The 19,585-nt window shown below is 45.0% G+C and carries 16 protein-coding genes; 14 read left to right on the plus strand and 2 right to left on the minus strand.

Features of this window, described 5'->3' with window-relative positions:
- Nucleotides 1-4: 4 nt before the first annotated feature.
- Complete coding sequence (gene nadB, locus ACED60_RS13325; protein WP_009847657.1) at nucleotides 5-1,621, minus strand: L-aspartate oxidase; 1,617 nt, start codon at nucleotides 1,619-1,621, stop codon at nucleotides 5-7.
- A 389-nt stretch (nucleotides 1,622-2,010) separates the two neighbouring features.
- Here nadB and rpoE point away from each other — a divergent pair, with 389 nt between their 5' ends.
- The 11 genes from rpoE to acpS all read left to right on the plus strand — a co-directional run bounded on the left by rpoE (nucleotide 2,011) and on the right by acpS (nucleotide 11,445).
- Nucleotides 2,011-2,589, plus strand: a complete 579-nt coding sequence (rpoE, locus tag ACED60_RS13330; protein WP_004735377.1) for an RNA polymerase sigma factor RpoE — start codon at nucleotides 2,011-2,013, stop codon at nucleotides 2,587-2,589.
- Nucleotides 2,590-2,615: 26 nt separating this feature from the next.
- A complete protein-coding gene (locus ACED60_RS13335) occupies nucleotides 2,616-3,239 on the plus strand; it encodes a sigma-E factor negative regulatory protein (RefSeq protein ID WP_029223850.1) in 624 nt (207 codons plus the stop codon).
- The gene (rseB, locus tag ACED60_RS13340) at nucleotides 3,236-4,198 is read left to right on the plus strand and encodes a sigma-E factor regulatory protein RseB (RefSeq protein ID WP_009847655.1); all 963 of its coding nucleotides are present in this window, start codon (nucleotides 3,236-3,238) and stop codon (nucleotides 4,196-4,198) included. Before ACED60_RS13335 ends, rseB begins: the two co-directional genes overlap by 4 nt.
- Nucleotides 4,195-4,665, plus strand: a complete 471-nt coding sequence (locus ACED60_RS13345; RefSeq protein WP_009847654.1) for a SoxR reducing system RseC family protein — start codon at nucleotides 4,195-4,197, stop codon at nucleotides 4,663-4,665. The genes rseB and ACED60_RS13345 overlap by 4 nt, the downstream gene beginning before the upstream one ends.
- Before the next feature lie 137 nt (nucleotides 4,666-4,802).
- Nucleotides 4,803-6,596, plus strand: a complete 1,794-nt coding sequence (gene lepA / locus ACED60_RS13350; protein ID WP_009847653.1) for a translation elongation factor 4 — start codon at nucleotides 4,803-4,805, stop codon at nucleotides 6,594-6,596.
- Between the two features lie 245 nt (nucleotides 6,597-6,841).
- Nucleotides 6,842-7,738, plus strand: a complete 897-nt coding sequence (lepB, locus tag ACED60_RS13355) for a signal peptidase I (protein ID WP_017103267.1) — start codon at nucleotides 6,842-6,844, stop codon at nucleotides 7,736-7,738.
- Nucleotides 7,739-7,764: 26 nt separating this feature from the next.
- Nucleotides 7,765-8,442 carry a ribonuclease III gene (gene rnc / locus ACED60_RS13360; RefSeq protein ID WP_004735383.1) on the plus strand — a complete coding sequence of 226 codons (678 nt, stop codon included), beginning with the start codon at nucleotides 7,765-7,767 and terminating at the stop codon, nucleotides 8,440-8,442.
- Nucleotides 8,435-9,406 carry a GTPase Era gene (era, locus tag ACED60_RS13365; RefSeq protein ID WP_004735384.1) on the plus strand — a complete coding sequence of 324 codons (972 nt, stop codon included), beginning with the start codon at nucleotides 8,435-8,437 and terminating at the stop codon, nucleotides 9,404-9,406. Before rnc ends, era begins: the two co-directional genes overlap by 8 nt.
- Nucleotides 9,407-9,508: 102 nt before the next feature.
- Nucleotides 9,509-10,237 (plus strand): DNA repair protein RecO, encoded by a 729-nt coding sequence (gene recO, locus ACED60_RS13370; RefSeq protein WP_012604785.1) that lies wholly within the window; start codon nucleotides 9,509-9,511, stop codon nucleotides 10,235-10,237.
- Nucleotides 10,234-10,971: a pyridoxine 5'-phosphate synthase gene (gene pdxJ / locus ACED60_RS13375; RefSeq protein ID WP_009847651.1), complete on the plus strand. Its 738-nt coding sequence runs from the start codon at nucleotides 10,234-10,236 to the stop codon at nucleotides 10,969-10,971. Before recO ends, pdxJ begins: the two co-directional genes overlap by 4 nt.
- A gap of 93 nt (nucleotides 10,972-11,064) precedes the next feature.
- Complete coding sequence (gene acpS, locus ACED60_RS13380) at nucleotides 11,065-11,445, plus strand: holo-ACP synthase (RefSeq protein ID WP_009847650.1); 381 nt, start codon at nucleotides 11,065-11,067, stop codon at nucleotides 11,443-11,445.
- 288 nt (nucleotides 11,446-11,733) lie between these two features.
- On the opposite strand, the gene barA is transcribed toward acpS, so the two are convergent.
- The gene (gene barA, locus ACED60_RS13385; RefSeq protein WP_371727745.1) at nucleotides 11,734-14,547 is read right to left on the minus strand and encodes a two-component sensor histidine kinase BarA; all 2,814 of its coding nucleotides are present in this window, start codon (nucleotides 14,545-14,547) and stop codon (nucleotides 11,734-11,736) included.
- Between the two features lie 165 nt (nucleotides 14,548-14,712).
- Here barA and rlmD point away from each other — a divergent pair, with 165 nt between their 5' ends.
- The 3 genes from rlmD (at nucleotide 14,713) to mazG (ending at nucleotide 19,542) form a co-directional block, all read left to right on the plus strand.
- Nucleotides 14,713-16,032 (plus strand): 23S rRNA (uracil(1939)-C(5))-methyltransferase RlmD, encoded by a 1,320-nt coding sequence (rlmD, locus tag ACED60_RS13390; RefSeq protein ID WP_371727746.1) that lies wholly within the window; start codon nucleotides 14,713-14,715, stop codon nucleotides 16,030-16,032.
- A gap of 136 nt (nucleotides 16,033-16,168) precedes the next feature.
- Entirely contained in the window at nucleotides 16,169-18,394 is a 2,226-nt protein-coding gene (gene relA / locus ACED60_RS13395) for a GTP diphosphokinase (protein WP_009847647.1), read from the plus strand.
- A gap of 332 nt (nucleotides 18,395-18,726) precedes the next feature.
- Complete coding sequence (mazG, locus tag ACED60_RS13400) at nucleotides 18,727-19,542, plus strand: nucleoside triphosphate pyrophosphohydrolase (RefSeq protein WP_029223900.1); 816 nt, start codon at nucleotides 18,727-18,729, stop codon at nucleotides 19,540-19,542.
- Nucleotides 19,543-19,585: the final 43 nt, after the last annotated feature.

A 19,585-nucleotide genomic window follows, 5' to 3' on the forward strand; every position in this document is an offset into this window, starting at 1 on the left:
AAAATTAAGACTGGCTTTTCTCTGGTGTCAGAATGGTTGGGCCGCTGTCTTCAGCAAGTTCTGGGTAATCCAGCGTGTAGTGTAGGCCGCGGCTCTCTTTACGTTGCATTGCACAGCGAACCATCAACTCAGCCACTTGTAGTAAGTTACGCAGTTCTAATAGGTTATTTGAAACCTTAAAGTAGCTGTAGTACTCATGAGTTTCCTGCTGCAACATCTGAATGCGGCGCATTGCACGTTCAAGGCGTTTGTCCGTTCGAACAATACCCATGTAATCCCACATGAACAGTCTTAGCTCGTGCCAGTTGTGTTGAATGATCACTTCTTCATCACTGTTGGTGACTTGGCTTTCATCCCATGCCGGAAGTTCAGCGCACAGTTGAGATTGATCGATGTTTTCAACGATATCTTTTGCGGCTGCCCACGCGTATACCACACACTCAAGCAGTGAGTTTGAAGCCATACGGTTTGCACCGTGCAAGCCGGTATAACTCACTTCGCCAATCGCATATAGGTTAGTGAGGTCAGTTTGACCTTGCTTATTCACCATCACACCACCACAAGTGTAGTGAGCAGCCGGTACGATTGGAATCGGTTCTTTGGTCATATCAATCCCCAAATCCATCAAGCGAGTATGGATCATTGGGAAATGCGTCGTGATGAATTCTTCAGGCTTGTGGCTGATATCAACATACATGCAGTCAGCACCTAAGCGCTTCATTTCAAAGTCAATCGCACGAGCAACCACATCACGCGGAGCCAGTTCACCGCGCTCATCGAAGTCCTTCATAAAGCGAGAACCGTCTGGACGACGCAGGTAGGCACCTTCACCACGCAATGCTTCCGTTAGTAGGAAGTTACGCGCTTCTGGGTGGAATAAGCAAGTCGGGTGGAACTGATTGAACTCAAGGTTTGCCACACGACAACCCGCACGCCAAGCGATAGCAATACCATCACCTGAAGAGACATCTGGGTTAGAGGTGTATTGGTAAACCTTTGAAGCGCCGCCTGTTGCTAATACAACAAATTTAGCGCGCACGGTTTCAACGTGTTCTTGGTTACGGTTCCAAATATAGGCACCGATAACCTTGTCTTTCGAACCACCTATCTTATCTTCGGTGATTAAATCCAGCGCATTATGACGCTCGAAGATCTCGATGTTTGGGTGATTCTTGACGTTATCTTGCAGTGAGGTTTGCATCGCCATGCCAGTTGCATCGGCAGCGTGCAGAATTCTGCGGTGACTGTGGCCGCCCTCACGAGTGAGGTGATATTTTGGTTGGCCTTCTGTGCTGTTCTCATCTTTATCAAATGGAACACCACCATCAATCAGCCATTGCACACACTCTTTAGCATTTTCAGCAATGAATTGAACTGTATCTTCTTCGCATAACCCAGCCCCAGCAATTTGAGTATCTTCTACATGAGACTCAATACTGTCCGATTCATCGAACACCGCCGCAATACCACCTTGTGCGTAATACGTCGATCCTTCGCTGCGTGGTCCTTTGCTTAATACAATTACTTTTGCATGTTCTGCTACGCGTAAGGCTAATGACAAGCCTGCCGCACCACTTCCTACCACTAATACATCACACTGATGTTCACGGTTTGCGTTCATAAAACTTATTAAATCCCGGGCTATAGTCGAGTTGTCCATGCTCAATTGACTTCGTCTTGTTTTAGGAGTTTGGGTAAGACTGTTATAATCTTTCCCTAGTCATCCTAAAACACGACACAAAATCAATATATAGACAGCTATCTAGAAATATTTAATTGCTCAATACCATTGCTTTTGCTCAAGTTTCCCCAAATTGATAGGGATAACTATTTTTATTACATCACATTGTGAAACAATAATGGCAAATAATTTTAGGAAAGTTGGAACTTTCGGTATTTGGCTTAGTCACAATAGTGCTCTTGTAGACGGTGGTGTCAATACTACATTTCGCATAATTAGTACCCATATCTGTGAAGGTAAGGGTTATAACAATAGGAGTACCCGCTCGAATGAACGAGCAGCTAACCGATCAAGTGTTGATTGAGCGAGTTCAGAGTGGAGATAAGCAGGCATTTAACTTATTAGTGGTTAAGTATCAAAACAAAGTTTGTAATCTTATCTCTCGATACGTGAATAATTCCGGTGATGTACCTGATGTAGCACAAGAAGCTTTTATTAAAGCTTACCGCGCGATACCTAACTTTCGTGGTGAGAGTGCTTTCTATACATGGTTGTACCGAATTGCCGTGAACACCGCTAAAAATCATATTGTTGCCCAGAGCCGCAGGCCGCCAGCAACAGATGTAGATGCAGAAGATGCAGAATATTACGAAACAGGCAGCGCGTTAAAAGAAATATCGAACCCTGAGAACTTAACGCTGTCAAACGAATTGAAACAAGTTGTTTTTGGAGCGATTGAAGCGCTACCCGAAGACTTAAAAACTGCAATGACGTTGCGTGAGCTCGAAGGTTTGAGCTACGAAGAGATTGCAGAAGTAATGGATTGCCCTGTAGGAACCGTACGTTCGCGTATTTTCCGAGCTCGTGAAGCGGTAGAAAAGAAAATTAAACCTCTTTTACAACGCTAGAACTTGTAATAATTATGGTGAAAATAATGGCTGATAAAGAAAAGCTTTCGGCACTCATGGATGGTGAAACGATCGATAAAGCTCTCATAGTAGATCTCGAATCTGATCAAGAAAGCATGGATACCTGGCAGAGTTACCATTTAATTGGTGATGTTATGCGTGGGGATGCGCCAGAAACTCCAGAGTGGAACATTGCTAACAGTGTAGCGGCAGCGCTTGATGATGAGCCTGCACATGGTTCAATGTCGAACCTGCACCAAGTGAATGTTGAACCTATTGTTGCTCCGATAGAAGAGCAGCCTAAACCTCAGCAAGCGAAGCGTCAGCTTCCTGCGTGGTTACAACAGTTTGGACAAGTTGCCGTGGCAGCGTGTGTTTCATTAGCAGTTGTATTAGGTGTTCAGCAATACGGCGGCAGCGATCCCGCAGCTCCAGAGCAGTTGCCTGTACTCCAGACGATTCCATTTGCAGGTTCTGCGGAACCAGTAAGCTTAACGCGTGACTCTGTTGAGAGACCTGCATCTGAAGCTAACATGCAAGAGCAACGCAAACGCGTTCATGCATTGTTAGAAGATTATGAGCTACAACTAAGATTAAACAGTGATGCATCGCCAATGGAAGATGCACACCTAGAATCGGATATTGAATGAAGAAAATCCTGGTCAGTGCACTGACACTGTTCAGCTTGATGTCTCCAACAGCCTTTGCAGAGGAAACCACTGCAAAGGCCTTGTTACATCAAATGAACGAGGCCAGTCAGCATCTAAATTACGAACTCTCCTACATATTGATAAAGAAGAGCAGTATTGAACCTCTGCTTTATCGTCATGCAGTTAACGACGACCAACAACTTGCACACCTTGTTTATCTAAGCGGCCCTGTTCGTGAGGTTATTCGACGTGGCAATGAAGTTAGCTACATCGAACCGGGTACAGAGCCATTTACTATTCAGTCTGGCAGCATGGTTGCACCTGTCATTCCGATGATTAATCGAGATATCGATTCTCTCAACCAATACTACGATTTTGTAAAAGTTGGGCGTTCTCGTGAGGCGGGCAGTACCACGCAAGTATTACGCGTCGTGCCGAAAGACGGCCTTCGATACTCTTATGTGGTTTGGGTCGACGAGAAAACCAACCTTCCTTTGCGTGCCGATCTTTTGGATCGTGATGGCGAAGTGCTGGAGCAGTACCGCACTATCTCTTATGTCGTGAACGATAAAATTGCAGAAGCAATGGGCGGCTTGAATCAAGCTAAATTGCCGAAGGTTTTGTCATTGCCAGAAGGCTTGGTGAGTGAGACCGACTGGCAAGCCTCGTGGGTGCCAGAAGGATTTAAATCGAAAGAACTCAGCCGTTACCAAATGGCTGCGACCGAGAAAATGGTTGAAAGCCAGCTTTTCAGTGATGGATTATTTAGCTTTTCGGTTTATATCGCCGATAAAGACGAACATTCATTGAAAGGACAGCTGGTACGCCAAGGGCGAAGAACCTTGCACAGCTTAGTGATTGGCGACAAAGAAATCTCTGTGGTTGGTGATATTCCGCCAGCAACGGCCAAGCGTATCGCTCAATCCGTCACGTTCAATAAACCGGCACCAGCGCAATGATGACTGCGTTGGCAACCGTTAGCTCAGTCGAACAAAAAGGTAAGCAATATTTTGTTCAACTGAGCTGCGAACAACAAACCAGTTGCAGTAGCTGCTCATCTCAAAAAAGCTGCGGAACGGGTATTGTGACCAAGGCTGTTGGCAATAAATCCTTGTTTTGGCAGCTTAAAACCCAAAGCTTAGTTAAAGCAGGCCAGATCGTAGAAATTGGCTTTCCAGAAAAAAGCCTACTTCAGTCTGCGGCTATTGTTTATCTTATCCCGCTTTTCATGTTGATGGTTGGTGCTGGTTTTGGACAACTCTTGTTACAACCCTTACTCCAAGGGGGCGAGGGCATTGTTATCTTAACTGCAGCGCTGTTTACTGCTGGTGGTATTGGTTTGGCGAAGCGCTTAGCTAAACCAATGGAAGACAAATCCAAGCAAGAAGTTGTCTTGATTAGAATCCTAGGCAAGTCTCTCATCTAATTTATGATGCTTATTGCCCTTAAATTGGGTAGAATCTGCCAACTTGATTGAAATGCCGCCACCAATGCTGACTGTAGATTGGACGCGTTGCGGCTTTCTTATTATCCCTATTCAAAGAGTTTAGTCACACCAAGCCTATGAAGCACATTCGTAATTTTTCGATTATCGCCCACATCGACCACGGTAAGTCGACCCTTTCTGACCGCTTAATCCAAGTTTGTGGAGGGTTAAGTGAACGTGAGATGGCAGCTCAAGTCCTCGATTCTATGGATATAGAACGCGAGCGTGGTATTACAATTAAAGCGCAGAGTGTGACTTTAGATTACAAAGCTAAAGATGGTGAAACTTACCAACTTAACTTTATCGATACCCCTGGACACGTAGACTTCTCTTATGAAGTATCTCGCTCTCTAGCCGCTTGTGAAGGCGCGCTTCTTGTAGTGGATGCCGGCCAAGGTGTTGAAGCTCAAACTCTAGCAAACTGTTACACCGCGATCGAAATGGAACTGGAAGTAGTGCCAATCTTGAACAAGATTGACTTACCTGCTGCTGAACCTGAACGAGTTGCTGAAGAAATCGAAGAGATCGTTGGTATCGATGCGATGGAAGCGACGCGTTGTTCTGCAAAAACCGGTATCGGTGTTGATGACGTTCTTGAAAACATCGTAACGGCTATCCCGCCACCGGAAGGTGATCCAGAAGCGCCACTACAGGCTCTGATCATTGACTCTTGGTTCGATAACTACCTAGGCGTTGTTTCTTTGGTTCGTATCAAGAACGGTAAGCTGAAGAAGAACGACAAGATTAAAGTAATGTCGACAGACCAAGTTTGGGGTGTTGACCGTCTAGGTATCTTCACACCTAAGCAAATCGACACAACTGAGCTAAATACTGGCGAAGTTGGCTGGGTTGTTTGTGGTATTAAAGACATCCTTGGCGCACCTGTTGGTGATACGTTGACGCTTGCAAAAGGCGGCAGCACAGAACGTCTACCTGGTTTCCAAAAAGTGAAGCCTCAGGTATACGCAGGTCTATTCCCAGTATCGTCTGATGACTACGAAAACTTCCGTGACGCACTAGGCAAACTAAGCCTGAACGATGCATCACTATTTTACGAACCAGAAAGTTCAGCAGCACTTGGCTTTGGTTTCCGTTGTGGCTTCTTAGGAATGCTTCACATGGAGATCATCCAAGAGCGTTTAGAGCGTGAATACGACCTAGACCTAATCACAACGGCACCAACCGTAGTGTACGAAGTTGTAAAAACGGATGGCACAATTCTCTATGTTGATAGCCCGGCTAAACTGCCTGCTATTAATGACTTAGAAGAAATTCGTGAACCGATTGCTCGCTGTAATATTCTGGTACCTTCGGATTACCTAGGCAACGTGATCACACTGTGTGTTGAGAAGCGTGGCGTGCAAGTCGACATGGTTTATCACGGTAACCAAGTTGCTGTGACGTACGATCTTCCAATGGCTGAGGTGGTTCTAGACTTCTTCGACCGTCTGAAGTCAACGTCTCGCGGGTACGCATCATTGGATTACAACTTCCAACGTTACGAAGCATCAAACATGGTACGTGTAGATGTATTGTTGAATGGTGAAACGGTTGATGCACTGGCGATCATTACACACAAAGATATTGCCCAGTCTCGTGGTCGTCTACTGGTTGAGAAGATGAAAGAATTCATCCCTCGCCAGATGTTTGATATCGCGATTCAAGCCGCGATTGGTAACCACATTATTGCTCGTTCTACAGTGAAACAACTGCGTAAGAACGTAATCGCAAAATGTTACGGTGGTGATATCAGTCGTAAGAAGAAACTTCTTAAGAAACAAAAAGAAGGTAAGAAGCGTATGAAGCAGATCGGTAACGTTGAACTGCCTCAAGAGGCATTCTTAGCAATCCTTCATGTTGGCAAAGACTAGGTATCAATCGCACTAACTATCTGCTGAACATTACTGGTTAAAATCGTTTATTTCTTTGTTGCAAAGATTGCAATTAGGCCCACTAGTCACTGCACTTTGCGCCTCGAACTAAACGATTTTTCCTGCGTAATCTTCCCAGCATTTAGTCAGCATGATTGATACAAATTAGAAATATTAAGCAGAGTGAAAGAGTTATGCTCTTTCACTTTCGTTATTTTTAAAGAAATGAAATTTAAGGGATATCAATGGCTAATACATTTTCGCTTATCTTAGTGATCGTAACTCTAGTGACTGGCATTGTATGGGCGTTGGAAAAGTTTGTGTGGGCGAAGAAGCGCCAACAAAAACTGGCTGACGTTGAAGCACAGTCGAATGGCCTAGACGCTGCAACCAGCGCAAAAGTTACGGCTCAGCCTTGGTGGGTTGAGAACAGTGTGTCCATTTTCCCTGTAATTGCATTTGTTTTGGTTTTGCGTTCATTTATTTATGAACCGTTTCAAATTCCATCTGGCTCGATGATGCCAACACTATTGGTTGGTGATTTCATCTTGGTAGAAAAGTACGCTTATGGTCTAAAAGATCCTGTATGGCGCACTCAATTGGTAGAAACAGGCAAACCAGAACGTGGTGATTCAATCGTATTCAAATACCCACCTCAGCCGAATATCGACTACATCAAGCGTGTTATTGGTATGCCGGGTGATACCATTCGCTACAGCAGCAATAAAGAAATCTGTATTCAAGCGAAGGGTGGCAGTAGCTGTAAACCAGTGAAGTTGAGTAACGTTGAAGAAAGCCAATTTATTCAAGATGGTGTGCCTCTAATTCAGTTGAATGAACAACTGGGTGACGTGGAGCACCAAATCTTAGTTAACCCATTACGCCGTGATCGTGTGCAAGCATATCAACCTCGCAATGGTGTTAACGAGTGGATCGTTCCAGAAGGCCAATACTTTGTTATGGGTGATAACCGTGACAACAGTGCTGACAGCCGTTACTGGGGCTTTGTCCCTGAAGCAAACCTTGTTGGTAAGGCCGTTGCTATTTGGATCAGCTTCGAATTCGAACGCGGTTCAGACAGTGTACTTCCAACATGGATTCCTACTGGTGTGCGTTTTAATCGCATCGGTGGGATTCACTAATCGATCACATAACACATCGAGAGAGCATGAATTCTCCAATTGATAAACTAGAGAGAAAGATTGGCTATCAGTTTAATGATGCCGATCTTATCCATTTGGCGCTGACTCACCGCAGTGCCGCAGGTAAACACAACGAACGTCTTGAGTTTCTGGGCGATTCAATTTTAAGTTTTGTTATCGCTGATGATCTTTACCACCGTTTCCCTAAGGTAAACGAAGGTGATATGAGCCGCATGCGCGCAACATTAGTACGTGGTCATACATTGGCAGAACTAGGTCGTGAATTCGAACTAGGAGATTACTTAAAATTAGGTCCAGGTGAGTTGAAGAGTGGCGGTTTCCGTCGTGATTCTATTCTAGCGGATGCGGTTGAAGCGATCATCGGCGCTGTCTATTTAGATAGTGATACCGAGGTTGTTCGCCGTATTATTTTAAGCTGGTACCAATCTCGCCTAGAGTCTATTCAGCCTGGTGTATCTCAAAAAGATCCAAAAACTCGCTTACAAGAGTTTTTACAAGGTCGAAGAAATCCCCTACCTGTCTACACAGTGACTAATATTAAAGGTGAAGCACACAACCAAGAGTTTACGGTTGAGTGTGAAGTGGCAGGTGTGGATAAACCTGTTATCGGTAAAGGCACTAGCCGCCGCAAGGCAGAACAAGCGGCTGCTGAAACAGCATTAGAGCAACTAAGCAATGTCTGATAACAATCAAGATTTCGATATCGATGCATTCTTTTCATCTGATAGCAAAAAAACGGGCCTACCGGAAAACCAACACTGTGGCTTCATCGCTATCGTGGGTCGACCAAACGTAGGTAAATCGACGCTTCTGAACCATATTTTGGGCCAGAAAATCTCGATCACATCACGTAAACCTCAGACGACACGCCACCGTATTATGGGCGTAGAAACTGAAGGTGATTACCAAGCGATCTACGTTGATACTCCTGGACTTCATATCGAAGAAAAGCGTGCAATCAACCGTTTGATGAACCGTGCGGCGAACAGCTCACTGAGTGATGTGAACCTAGTATTCTTCCTTGTTGACGGTACTCACTGGACTGACGACGATGAAATGGTACTGAACAAGCTGAGAAAAACAGATTTCCCAGTCGTCCTTTGTATTAACAAAGTCGACAACGTTCAAGACCGTACAGACGTGATGCAACATATGATGGAAGTGTCTAAGAAGATGGACTTCCTTGATGTTGTGCCAATCTCAGCGAAGCAAGGTAAGAATATCGATGTACTGCGTAAGCACGTTCGTAATTCTTTACCAAAAGCGACGCACCACTTCCCTGAAGAGTACGTAACGGATCGCTCACAGCGCTTTATGGCCTCTGAAATCATCCGTGAAAAACTGATGCGATTCACAGGCGAAGAGCTACCTTACTCAGTAACGGTTGAGATCGAGCGTTTTGATTACAACCCAGATAACGATGGTTTCCACATCAATGCTTTGATTCTTGTTGAACGTACTGGTCAGAAGAAGATGGTAATTGGTAAAGCGGGCGAGAAGATCAAAACGATTGGTCGTGAAGCTCGTATCGACATGGAAGAACTGTTCGGTCGTAAGGTTTACCTAGAGACTTGGGTTAAAGTTAAGTCTGGTTGGGCTGACGATGAGCGTGCACTTCGCTCGTTAGGCTACATCGACGATCTATAATATATTGAACGTCACTTTCTGATATTAAGAAAGTTGAATTGAATATAAATACAAGAGAGAGTGCGAACTCTCTCTTTTTGTATCTGTAAGAAGGGTAAGTGATTGAGCGAAGGGTTACAGCGATGCTTTGTGTTGCACCGTCGACCATACAGTGAGTCGAGCCTGATTCTGGACGTCTTCAGCGAAGAGTACGGTCGGGTGACGTTGATGTCTAAAGGTGCGCGGAGTAAGCGTTCTAATTTGAAAGGTGCATTGCAACCTTTTACGCCGCTACTGCTTAAGTGGTCTGGCAATGGTTCAATGAAAACGTTGCGCCAAGCTGAACCGATCAGCTTGGGGCTTCCTCTTGCTGGCATTAATCTGTATTCAGCAATGTACGTTAATGAATTAGTTGGGCGAGTGTTGATGGCCGAAGTGGCCATGCCCGCATTTTTTCATGACTATCTTCATGCCTTAACAGAACTCGCTCATAATGAGAACCCTGAGCCAGCACTGCGTCGTTTTGAATTGGCTCTACTTTCCGCTATGGGGTATGGCGTCGACTTTTTACACTGCGCGGGCACTGGCGAAGCGATTGATCCGAGCATGACTTATCGCTATCGAGAGCAGAAAGGCTTCATCGCTTCGGTGCGTCGAGATAACCTGACTTTTATGGGCGATGAACTTATCGCAATCAGTGAGCGTAGGTTTATCACTAAAGAGCAGTTAAAAGCGGCAAAACGCTTTACACGCATAGCCTTAAAGCCGTATCTTGGCGGCAAACCATTAAAAAGTAGAGAGCTATTTATGCCAACAATAGCCCTCTCTAGAGCACGGAGTATTGGAAAATGAGCTCAATCCTTTTAGGCGTTAATATCGACCATATTGCAACTCTACGTAATGCACGTGGTACTAAATATCCAGACCCAGTACACGCAGCTGAAATTGCTGAACGTGCGGGTGCTGACGGCATTACGATTCACTTGCGTGAAGATCGCCGTCATATTGTTGATCGCGATGTACGTATTCTTGCTGAGACAATCCAGACTCGCATGAACTTAGAGATGGCCGTAACGGACGAGATGGTTCAAATTGCACTCGATACTAATCCTGAGTTCGTTTGCTTAGTTCCAGAAAAACGCGAAGAGCTAACGACTGAAGGTGGCTTGGATGTAGTTGGTCAACTTGAAAAGATCAAAGCGGCGACCGAAAAATTGTCGGCTGCTGGTATCAAAGTATCTCTGTTTATCGATGCCGATCGTGAGCAAATCGATGCTGCGAAAGCGTGTGGCGCACCGTTCATTGAACTGCACACTGGCCACTATGCTGATGCTAAAACTGAAGAAGACCAACAAGACGAGCTTAAAAAGATTGCTGCAGGTGCAAGCTACGCAGACGACCTTGGTATTACAGTGAATGCGGGTCACGGTCTGACTTACCATAACGTAGCGCCAATTGCGGCACTTCCTGAGATTTACGAGTTGAACATCGGTCACTCGATCATGGGCCGCGCAGTCTTTGATGGTTTGAATAAAGCCGTTGCAGACATGAAAGCCGTGATGGAAACAGCGCGCAACAACGCTTAGTTCTTTAACTCGGCATTCGTTTAGTTGTAAGCGTTAAGCGGTTAATCAGTAGAATCGAAAAGTTAATAGATAGAAGTTGGTAGTAGGGTAAACATGGCTGTTGTTGGATTAGGTACAGATATCGCAGAAATTGAACGTGTTGAAAAGGCATTATCGCGAAGTGGTGAGGCTTTCGCTCAGCGTATTTTGACCGATTCTGAATTTGAAGTATTCCAGCAACTTAAGCAAAAAGGGCGTTACCTTGCAAAGCGTTTTGCTGCAAAAGAGGCGGCGTCTAAGGCATTAGGCACAGGCATCGCTCTTGGTGTGACCTTCCACGATTTCGAGATTTCAAACGATGAGCATGGCAAGCCAGTTCTAAGCCTGCATAAAAAAGCGCGTGAAATCGCAGATGCGAGTGGTACAAAGTCGATTCACCTGACTATCTCTGATGAGCGCCATTATGCGGTGGCGACGGTACTACTCGAGTCGTAAATAGATTACCGCTACTTTATACCAATCGTAGTAAATAACTGTTCACCCTAGCTTGTTAAAAAACTCGATAACTTCGTTAGAATTTTTGATTGTAGAATAACTACTTATCGAAAAATCCTGCCTTGTTCTCAAGCTTTTTTCCTACGCTATTTTTGATCACTTACTTACTGTGATTGGTATTATATCTAGCACCCTAGGTTCTAGACAGAAAAAAGCAGAGCTCATGAGCTCTGCTTTTTTATTGGCTGGTAAATCGTTTAATGAATATTTGTGAGTAAGAAATATTCGCTAGGTCTTGGCTGGTTTCAAATAATGAATCGCGGTTGCTTGAACCTTATCTAATTCATCCTGAAGTTCAAAAAGCTCCGGTTCAATGTCTTCAACAGAAGTGCCTGAACGAAGTTCTTTCTCTATCGTTGCACATACCGACTTAAGCCTTGGTACCCCACTGTATGAGCTGCTGCCATGCATCTTGTGGATGATGTGTGTCAGCGCTTCAACGGGGTAGTCACTGTCTTCGATCGCTTTTTCCGCGGCTTCATAAACTTCAGGAATAAAATCTACGAGCATTTGCAGCATATCGCGTGCGAGGTCTTCTTTATTGGCGGCTTGTTTCAAAGCAGCTTGCCAATCAATGATGATGTTCTTGTGCTCGCTGGCTTCAACTTCTGAAACAGAGTTGTGGTCGATTTCAGCAGAGACCGCCGGGTGATCTGGGTCTATTTTATCAATGTGCTCAATCTCAGAGGTAGGGCTCCAATGAATAAGAACCTGTTGTAACACATGCTCTTCGATAGGCTTGGTTAGGTAGTCATCCATACCTGCTTCAAGTAGTCGGTCACGCTCTCCCATCATTGCATGCGCAGTAACAGCAATCACAGGCGTGTTTGCATTGTTCGCCAACGCCTTAATTTTTTGGCAAGCGGTCACGCCGTCCATCTGCGGCATTTGAATATCCATGAAAATGACATCAAATGGAGTCTCTGTCGCTTTGTCGAGAGCTTTCTGACCACTAGTACAACTGATCACTGTCTCTACGCGCTCTTTTAGCAGCGCAGTAATCAGTTTAAGGTTGGCTGGGTTGTCGTCGACCGCCAAAACCGTAAGCGGTAGTTTCTCTTCTGAATGTGTTTCAATAGCGGGTGCAATTAAGGTTGGCGCTTGATTTGATACCAAAGTTTGCAGCAACTTCTTGCGAGAGAGAGGCTTAGTAATGCATTGAACATCGACCTCTTTCATCAATTGCTCACCCAACGCTAGCTCGGTACTTGGTGTACCAATAATCACGTTCTGAGCGATCTTCTTCGCGCCAATCGCCCAACCACTCACGGTATCAAATTGATACTCTTGGTTCGCGGCTAAGTTAAGTAGAACGTAGTCATACGAGGTAGATTCGTCAGGCATAACCGAACGGTACGTTACCACCAAGCCTTCTTGGGTTAGGATCTGCTGAGTAATTGATGCCGCTTGCATGTTTGGCTCGATAAGCAGCAGTTGCTTGTCTTGCAGGCACTGAGTCTCAATTAATTCTGTCATCGGCATATCGGTAGTCGATAGTCTCAGGGTGAACCAGAAGGTGGAGCCTTGGTGAAGACGACTGGTTAGGCTGATCTCTCCGCCCATTTGGCTGACCAGTTTTTGGGTGATTACCAGACCTAAGCCTGTACCACCATAACGACGAGAGATGCTCGCATCGGCTTGGCTGAAGGCTTGGAAAAGTTGTGCTTGTTGGCGCTCTGAGATACCAATGCCCGTATCTCGAACCATAAACTGCAGCTCAATGCTGTCTTCGCTTTGTGAACGAAGTTCAACGCTGATGTCAATGTTGCCACGCTCGGTAAACTTGATCGAGTTACCCACGAGGTTAGTCAGGATCTGTTGGATACGCAGTGGATCACCAACAACGCCTGGTGGTACTTTCGGGTCGATGTTAAGCGTAAGCTCAAGACCTTTTTCATGAGCATTAGTGGCTTGAAGGTTAACCACCTCTTCTAGGCTCGCTTGGAACTCAAATGGGATGTTCTCGAGCGCTAATTTACCGGCTTCCAGTTTCGAGAAATCAAGAATATCGTTGATGATGCTGAGTAGATTATTTGCTGAACGTTCAATGGTCTGCAGGTAATCGGTTTGGCTGTTCGATAGGTGTGTCTTGAGCATCTGACGAGTAAAGCCAATCACACCGTTAAGCGGTGTTCTCAATTCGTGAGACATGTTAGCCAAGAACTCAGATTTAACACGTGCCGCTTCTTGAGCGCGTTTTTTCGCAATGTCTAACTCAACGTTTTGAATCTCTAATTGCTCTAGGGTTTCACGCAGATCAGATGTTGCTTGGTCGATGCTGTGTTGCATCTCGACGTGATATTCTGATAGCGAGACCGCCATCGCGTTGATACCGTTTTTCAGTGAATCAAGCTCGCCATGCATTTTGCCTTCGATACGCACATCTAAGTGGCCACGACGAATTCGGTCGACCATGTTTTTCATGTGTGTGATCGGTTGGGTTACATCGTGCATCAAGCGGAAGGCAAATACCCCAGAAAGCCCAAGACCGAGGATCAGCACCAAGAAGGCAGAGAACACTTCTTGATATTGCTGCAATCGAAGTGACGACAAGTCTAACTCTATCGCAATATAACCGATCGCTTGGTTCGCTTGAGACTGGCCATTAGCTGAGTTGATGTATTGTCCCTCAGCGATGATGGGTGTCCTAAGAATCAGCGTGTTATCGAGCAGGTTCGATGAGCTTAAATGCGGAATCGGTTTATCTTTCGGATAGGTCAGGCTTTCAAAATCAGGATGGAAGTTTGACGTTACAAACAACTCATGGCGTTCATCAAACACCGCAATACTGCGCACTAACTTAGAATTTTTTCGATGTGCATAGCTAATCAGCTGACGAACAGACTCTCGACTTTCGAGCTTCATGCCAGACTCACTCGCAATCGCTAGTGGTTCAATGATGCTAGTACCAGTGTTAACCACTTGACCCTCAAGGTCTTGATAGCGGTTAAATGAGAAAAATGCACTCAATAGCAGCCCAATAATCAGGGTTGGAGCTAGAGTTAAGGTAATTACACGGGCTCTTAAGCCATATCTGGTCATGTTCTTTAATTACATCGAGGTCTGGATATGGGAAAATAACGCACACAATGGCGGTTAAGTGAACGGTAAGCTTAATCAAAGCCGTGACGTTCGACAATGATTCCAAGACAGAATAGTGAGTCCTGGATACCAATTACTTATTAAAAGATACATTAGGCACAAGCAATGGCACGTTTTTTCCAACCAAAAAAGAAAACTCAACTCGAGACCAAGCATCAATCGGTTTTGGTTGAACGAATGGATCACAATGGCGCTGGCATCGCTTATCAGAAGAACAAACCCGTTTTCATTGATGGCGCATTGCCCGGTGAGCAGGTGGTTATTCAACTTACTGAGAGCAAAAGTAAGTTTTCTCGAGCAAAACTCATCAAATTACTTCAACCGAGTGAGCTGCGTTTAAAGCCATTCTGTAAGCACTTTAATCAGTGTGGTGGCTGTCATCTTCAACATCTCGATTACTCATCTCAGGTTGAGCATAAATCACAATCTTTGACGCACCTGATGAGCAAATACCAAACGGCTAACACCGAAGTCGCCCAGCCGATTGTCGGTGATGAAACCGGTTATCGTCGTCGCGCGCGTATCAGTCTGTTTGTTGATAAGAAGACACAGCTGCTTCAGTTTGGTTTCCGTAAGAAACAAAGTAAACAGATTGAAAACATCACCGACTGCGCGGTGCTTGACCCTCGCCTTAATGTATTGCTGCCAAAACTGAAAAGTTTACTGAACACTTTCAGTAGCCTTACGTCTTTAGGACATGTTGAATTGGTGTTGGGTGATACTGGCCCTGTTATGGTGCTGCGTCACCTTAAACCTTTGGTTGAAAAAGATGAGCAAGCGTTGATGACGCTCGCGAAAGAAGAAGGTGTAACGCTGTACTCGATGCCAGAAACCGATAAGTTGGTTCGTTTGGTGGGTGATTCGCCAAGCTATAGTGAAACCGGTGTAACCTTACCTTTTGAGCCAAACCACTTTATACAAGTTAACCAGAAAGTGAACCAACAGATGGTTGCTCAAGCGATTGAGTGGTTAGAGCCTCAAGCGGATGAGCGTGTGCTTGACCTGTTTTGTGGTTTAGGCAACTTCAGTCTGCCTATCGCACAACAATCGGCGTTTGTCGTTGGTGTGGAAGGCGTTGATGAAATGGTTCAACAGGCAACGGCTAATGCGGCGTTAAACCAGTTAAGCAATACGGAGTTTTATCAAGCGAACCTCGAAGAAGATTTATCTTCACAGCTTTGGGCAAAAGAGAAATTCGATAAAGTATTACTTGACCCTGCACGTGCTGGAGCGAGTGGGATCGTTGATCAAATTTCAGCGTTAGGAGCGAAGCGTGTGGTTTATGTTTCGTGTAATCCTGCTACTCTAGCGAGAGATTCTGAGAGTTTAGAAAAACAAGGCTATCAATTAGCCAAACTTGGTATGTTGGATATGTTTCCCCATACCAGTCATTTAGAATCGATGGCTCTCTTTATCAAGGCTTAGAAGCCCTTAAATAAGGCTTAAAAATGAATCACAAAGGCGCAGGGAAGCCTGCGCTGATATCAATATGAGTCGAACTAACTTGGAATCAGTTAGTCATATTGAATTGGGTATAAAACATAATAACTAGGAAGGCATGATGGTTGCGGTACGAAGCGCACATTTAAACCCAAGCGAACAGTTTGAGCTAGAAAGTTGGATTGCGTCACTGAATCAAGACGTAAAAACCTCGAATAAACTGACCAAAGTTTATCGTCACTGTGAAGAGCTATTAAAAGATCACGAGCAAGCGTCGCTCCTGCTTTGGCGTGGACGTGAGATGATCGAAATCTTGGTTACGTTGTCGATGGACCGTGCCACTTTAATTGCAGCGCAACTTTTCCCCGTTGTTTCAAGCGGCGTTTTTGGACGTGAAGCGTTTGAAGAAAGCTACGGTAAAGAAACCGTAAAGTTAATTGATGGCGTTGAAGAAATGGCAGCTTTGGGCCAGCTCAACGTTACCCTTGAAGGCAGTGCTGCCTCGGGACAAGTAGATAACGTTCGTCGAATGTTACTGGCCATGGTCGATGATTTCCGCTGCGTCGTCATCAAGCTAGCAGAACGAATTTGCAACCTCATCGAGGTAAAAAAGGCCCCTGATGCTGTTCGCCGTGCGGCAGCAAAAGAGTGTGCTAACATCTATGCGCCTCTTGCAAACCGTTTGGGCATTGGTCAGCTAAAGTGGGAAATTGAAGATTACGCTTTCCGCTATCAACAACCAGATACCTACAAGCAGATTGCCAAACAGCTGTCAGAGCGTCGTATCGTGCGCGAACAATACATCACTGACTTTGTTGATGACCTAACATCAGAAATGAACCGTTCAAGCATCAATGCTGAAGTCAGCGGTCGTCCCAAACACATCTACAGCATCTGGCGTAAAATGCAGAAAAAGGGCTTAGAGTTTGATGAGCTTTTTGACGTGCGTGCGGTACGTATTATTGCTGACCAACTGCAAGATTGTTATGCCGGTCTAGGTGTGGTTCACACAAAATATAAACATCTTCCAAGTGAATTTGATGACTATGTGGCGAATCCTAAGCCCAATGGTTACCAATCGATTCATACCGTGGTTCTTGGCCCTGAAGGCAAGACCATCGAAATTCAGATCCGTACCAAGCAAATGCACGAAGACTCTGAGTTAGGTGTGGCTGCGCACTGGAAGTATAAAGAAGGTGCTTCTAGCGGTGTACGCAGTGGCTACGATGAGAAAATCACGTGGTTGCGTAAGCTTATCGACTGGCAAGAAGAGATGTCAGATTCTGGCGAAATGCTGGATGAAGTACGTAGCCAAGTCTTTGATGACCGAGTCTATGCCTTTACACCACGCGGTGATGTGGTCGATTTACCAATGGGTGCAACGCCGTTGGATTTTGCTTACCACATTCACTCGATGGTTGGACACCGTTGTATCGGTGCCAAAGTCGCAGGTCGAATCGTTCCGTTTACTCATAAGTTGGCGATGGGCGATCAAGTTGAGATCATTACTCAAAAAGAACCGAATCCATCACGTGATTGGTTAAATCCGACCACAGGTTTTGTTCATTCAAGTCGAGCTCGAGCAAAAATTAACGCTTGGTTCCGCGCTCAGAGTCGTGAGAAAAACCTCGAAGCTGGACGAGACATCCTAGAAGTCGAGCTAGGCAGAGTCGGCGCAACACTGAAAGATGCTGAGCAATATGCGCTGAAACGATTCAACGTCAATACACCTGATGAATTGTATGCAGGTATTGGTAGCGGCGATTTGCGTATTAACCAAGTGGTTAATCACATCAATGCTCTGGTCAATAAGCCGACGGCTGAAGAAGAAGATAAGAAAGCACTCGAGAAGTTGCTTGAGTCTGACAATAAGCCAGCGCATCAGAGCCGTCCGAAAAAGGATGCTGTCGTTGTTGAAGGTGTTGATAACCTAATGACCCACTTGGCTCGTTGTTGTCAGCCTATCCCGGGGGATGTGATCAAAGGTTACATTACTCAAGGGCGTGGTATCTCAGTACACCGCAGCGATTGTGAGCAGTTAAGTGAACTTAACCTACATGCCCCTGAACGTATCATCGATACGGTGTGGGGAGATGGTTTTGTAGGCTCGTATATCTTAACACTGCGTGTAGAGGCGCTAGAACGTACCGGCTTGTTGAAAGACATCACATCCCTGTTCTTGAACGAAAAAGTCAGTGTGACGACAATGAAGAGCCGTATTGACTATAAACGTCAGCTGTCGGTGATGGATTTCGATTTGGAAGTGACCAATATTGAAATTCTGAGTCGAGTGACAAGCCGAGTAGAACAGATCAAAGATGTTATGAGCGTAAAACGCCTAGGCTAGTTTTTACGTCGTACTTGGCCTTCTAACTGTGTTAACTGCACTATACTCGCTTCATCACATAGGCAAGCTATGCTCAGAAGTCTCGTAAGTTTGTTGCCTTGTTAGAAGAGCCAATTACTTAGTAAAACAAAGATAGTCGTCATTCCCTACAGTGAGGGACGAACGTGGATAGGGAATCTCTCCAAGCGATTTGAGATCCCCAACTCGCTCATTCTTCGCTCTTGAGGATGACCGAAAAAATAGAAAGGTGAGTGGTTTTGGCTACTCACCTTTTTTAGTTTTAGAAGACGGTATAAATTTAAAAATCAAAGACAGTGAATAGGAATAAAACGATGAATCACCCGATTGAACAACTTGAACAGATCATGACTAAGCTGCGCGATCCTGAAGGTGGCTGTCCTTGGGATTTGAAACAAAATTTTGAAACAATTGTGCCGCATACTATCGAAGAGACCTACGAGGTGGTGGACGCGATTCACAACAAAGATTGGCCAAACCTGCAAGAAGAGTTGGGTGACCTGTTGTTTCAGGTGATCTTCTACAGTCAATTAGCAAAAGAGCAGGGCTTGTTTGAGTTCTCTGATGTGGTCGACGGTATCAATGAGAAGCTAACGCGCCGTCATCCACACGTATTTTCTGATACAGAGTTTGCCAGTGATGACGAAATTAATGCCAACTGGGAAGCTGAAAAAGCCAAAGAGAAAGCACAGGCAGGCAAAACTCAAGAAAGTATTCTAGACTCAATACCAAACTCTCTACCTGCACTTTCGCGTGCTACAAAAATTCAAAAGCAAGTCGCGAAATTTGGCTTTGATTGGGATTCTATTGGTCCAGTCGCCGACAAGGTTTTAGAGGAAGTTGATGAGGTGCTAGAAGAAGCGCTTCAAGTAACGCCAAACGAAGATTTAGTTGAAGAAGAACTGGGTGATTTGTTGTTTGCTACCGTCAATTTAGTGCGACATTTGGGTAAAAATCCAGAAACGGCTCTCAATAAAGCCAATCTGAAATTTTCACGCCGCTTTAAAGGTGTGGAACAAAAAGTTCGTCAGCAAGATAAAATTTTGACCGACTTTTCTCTACAACAGCTTGATTCCATATGGGATGAAGTCAAAGTGGCGGAGAAAAGATCATCAAAGCTTTTATCATGAATTGATTTGAAGCAAAAAATAAAAAATAGCAGTGTGATAGATT

This window comes from Vibrio sp. 1F279 (assembly GCF_041439815.1).
Classification (GTDB): domain Bacteria; phylum Pseudomonadota; class Gammaproteobacteria; order Enterobacterales; family Vibrionaceae; genus Vibrio; species Vibrio tasmaniensis_A.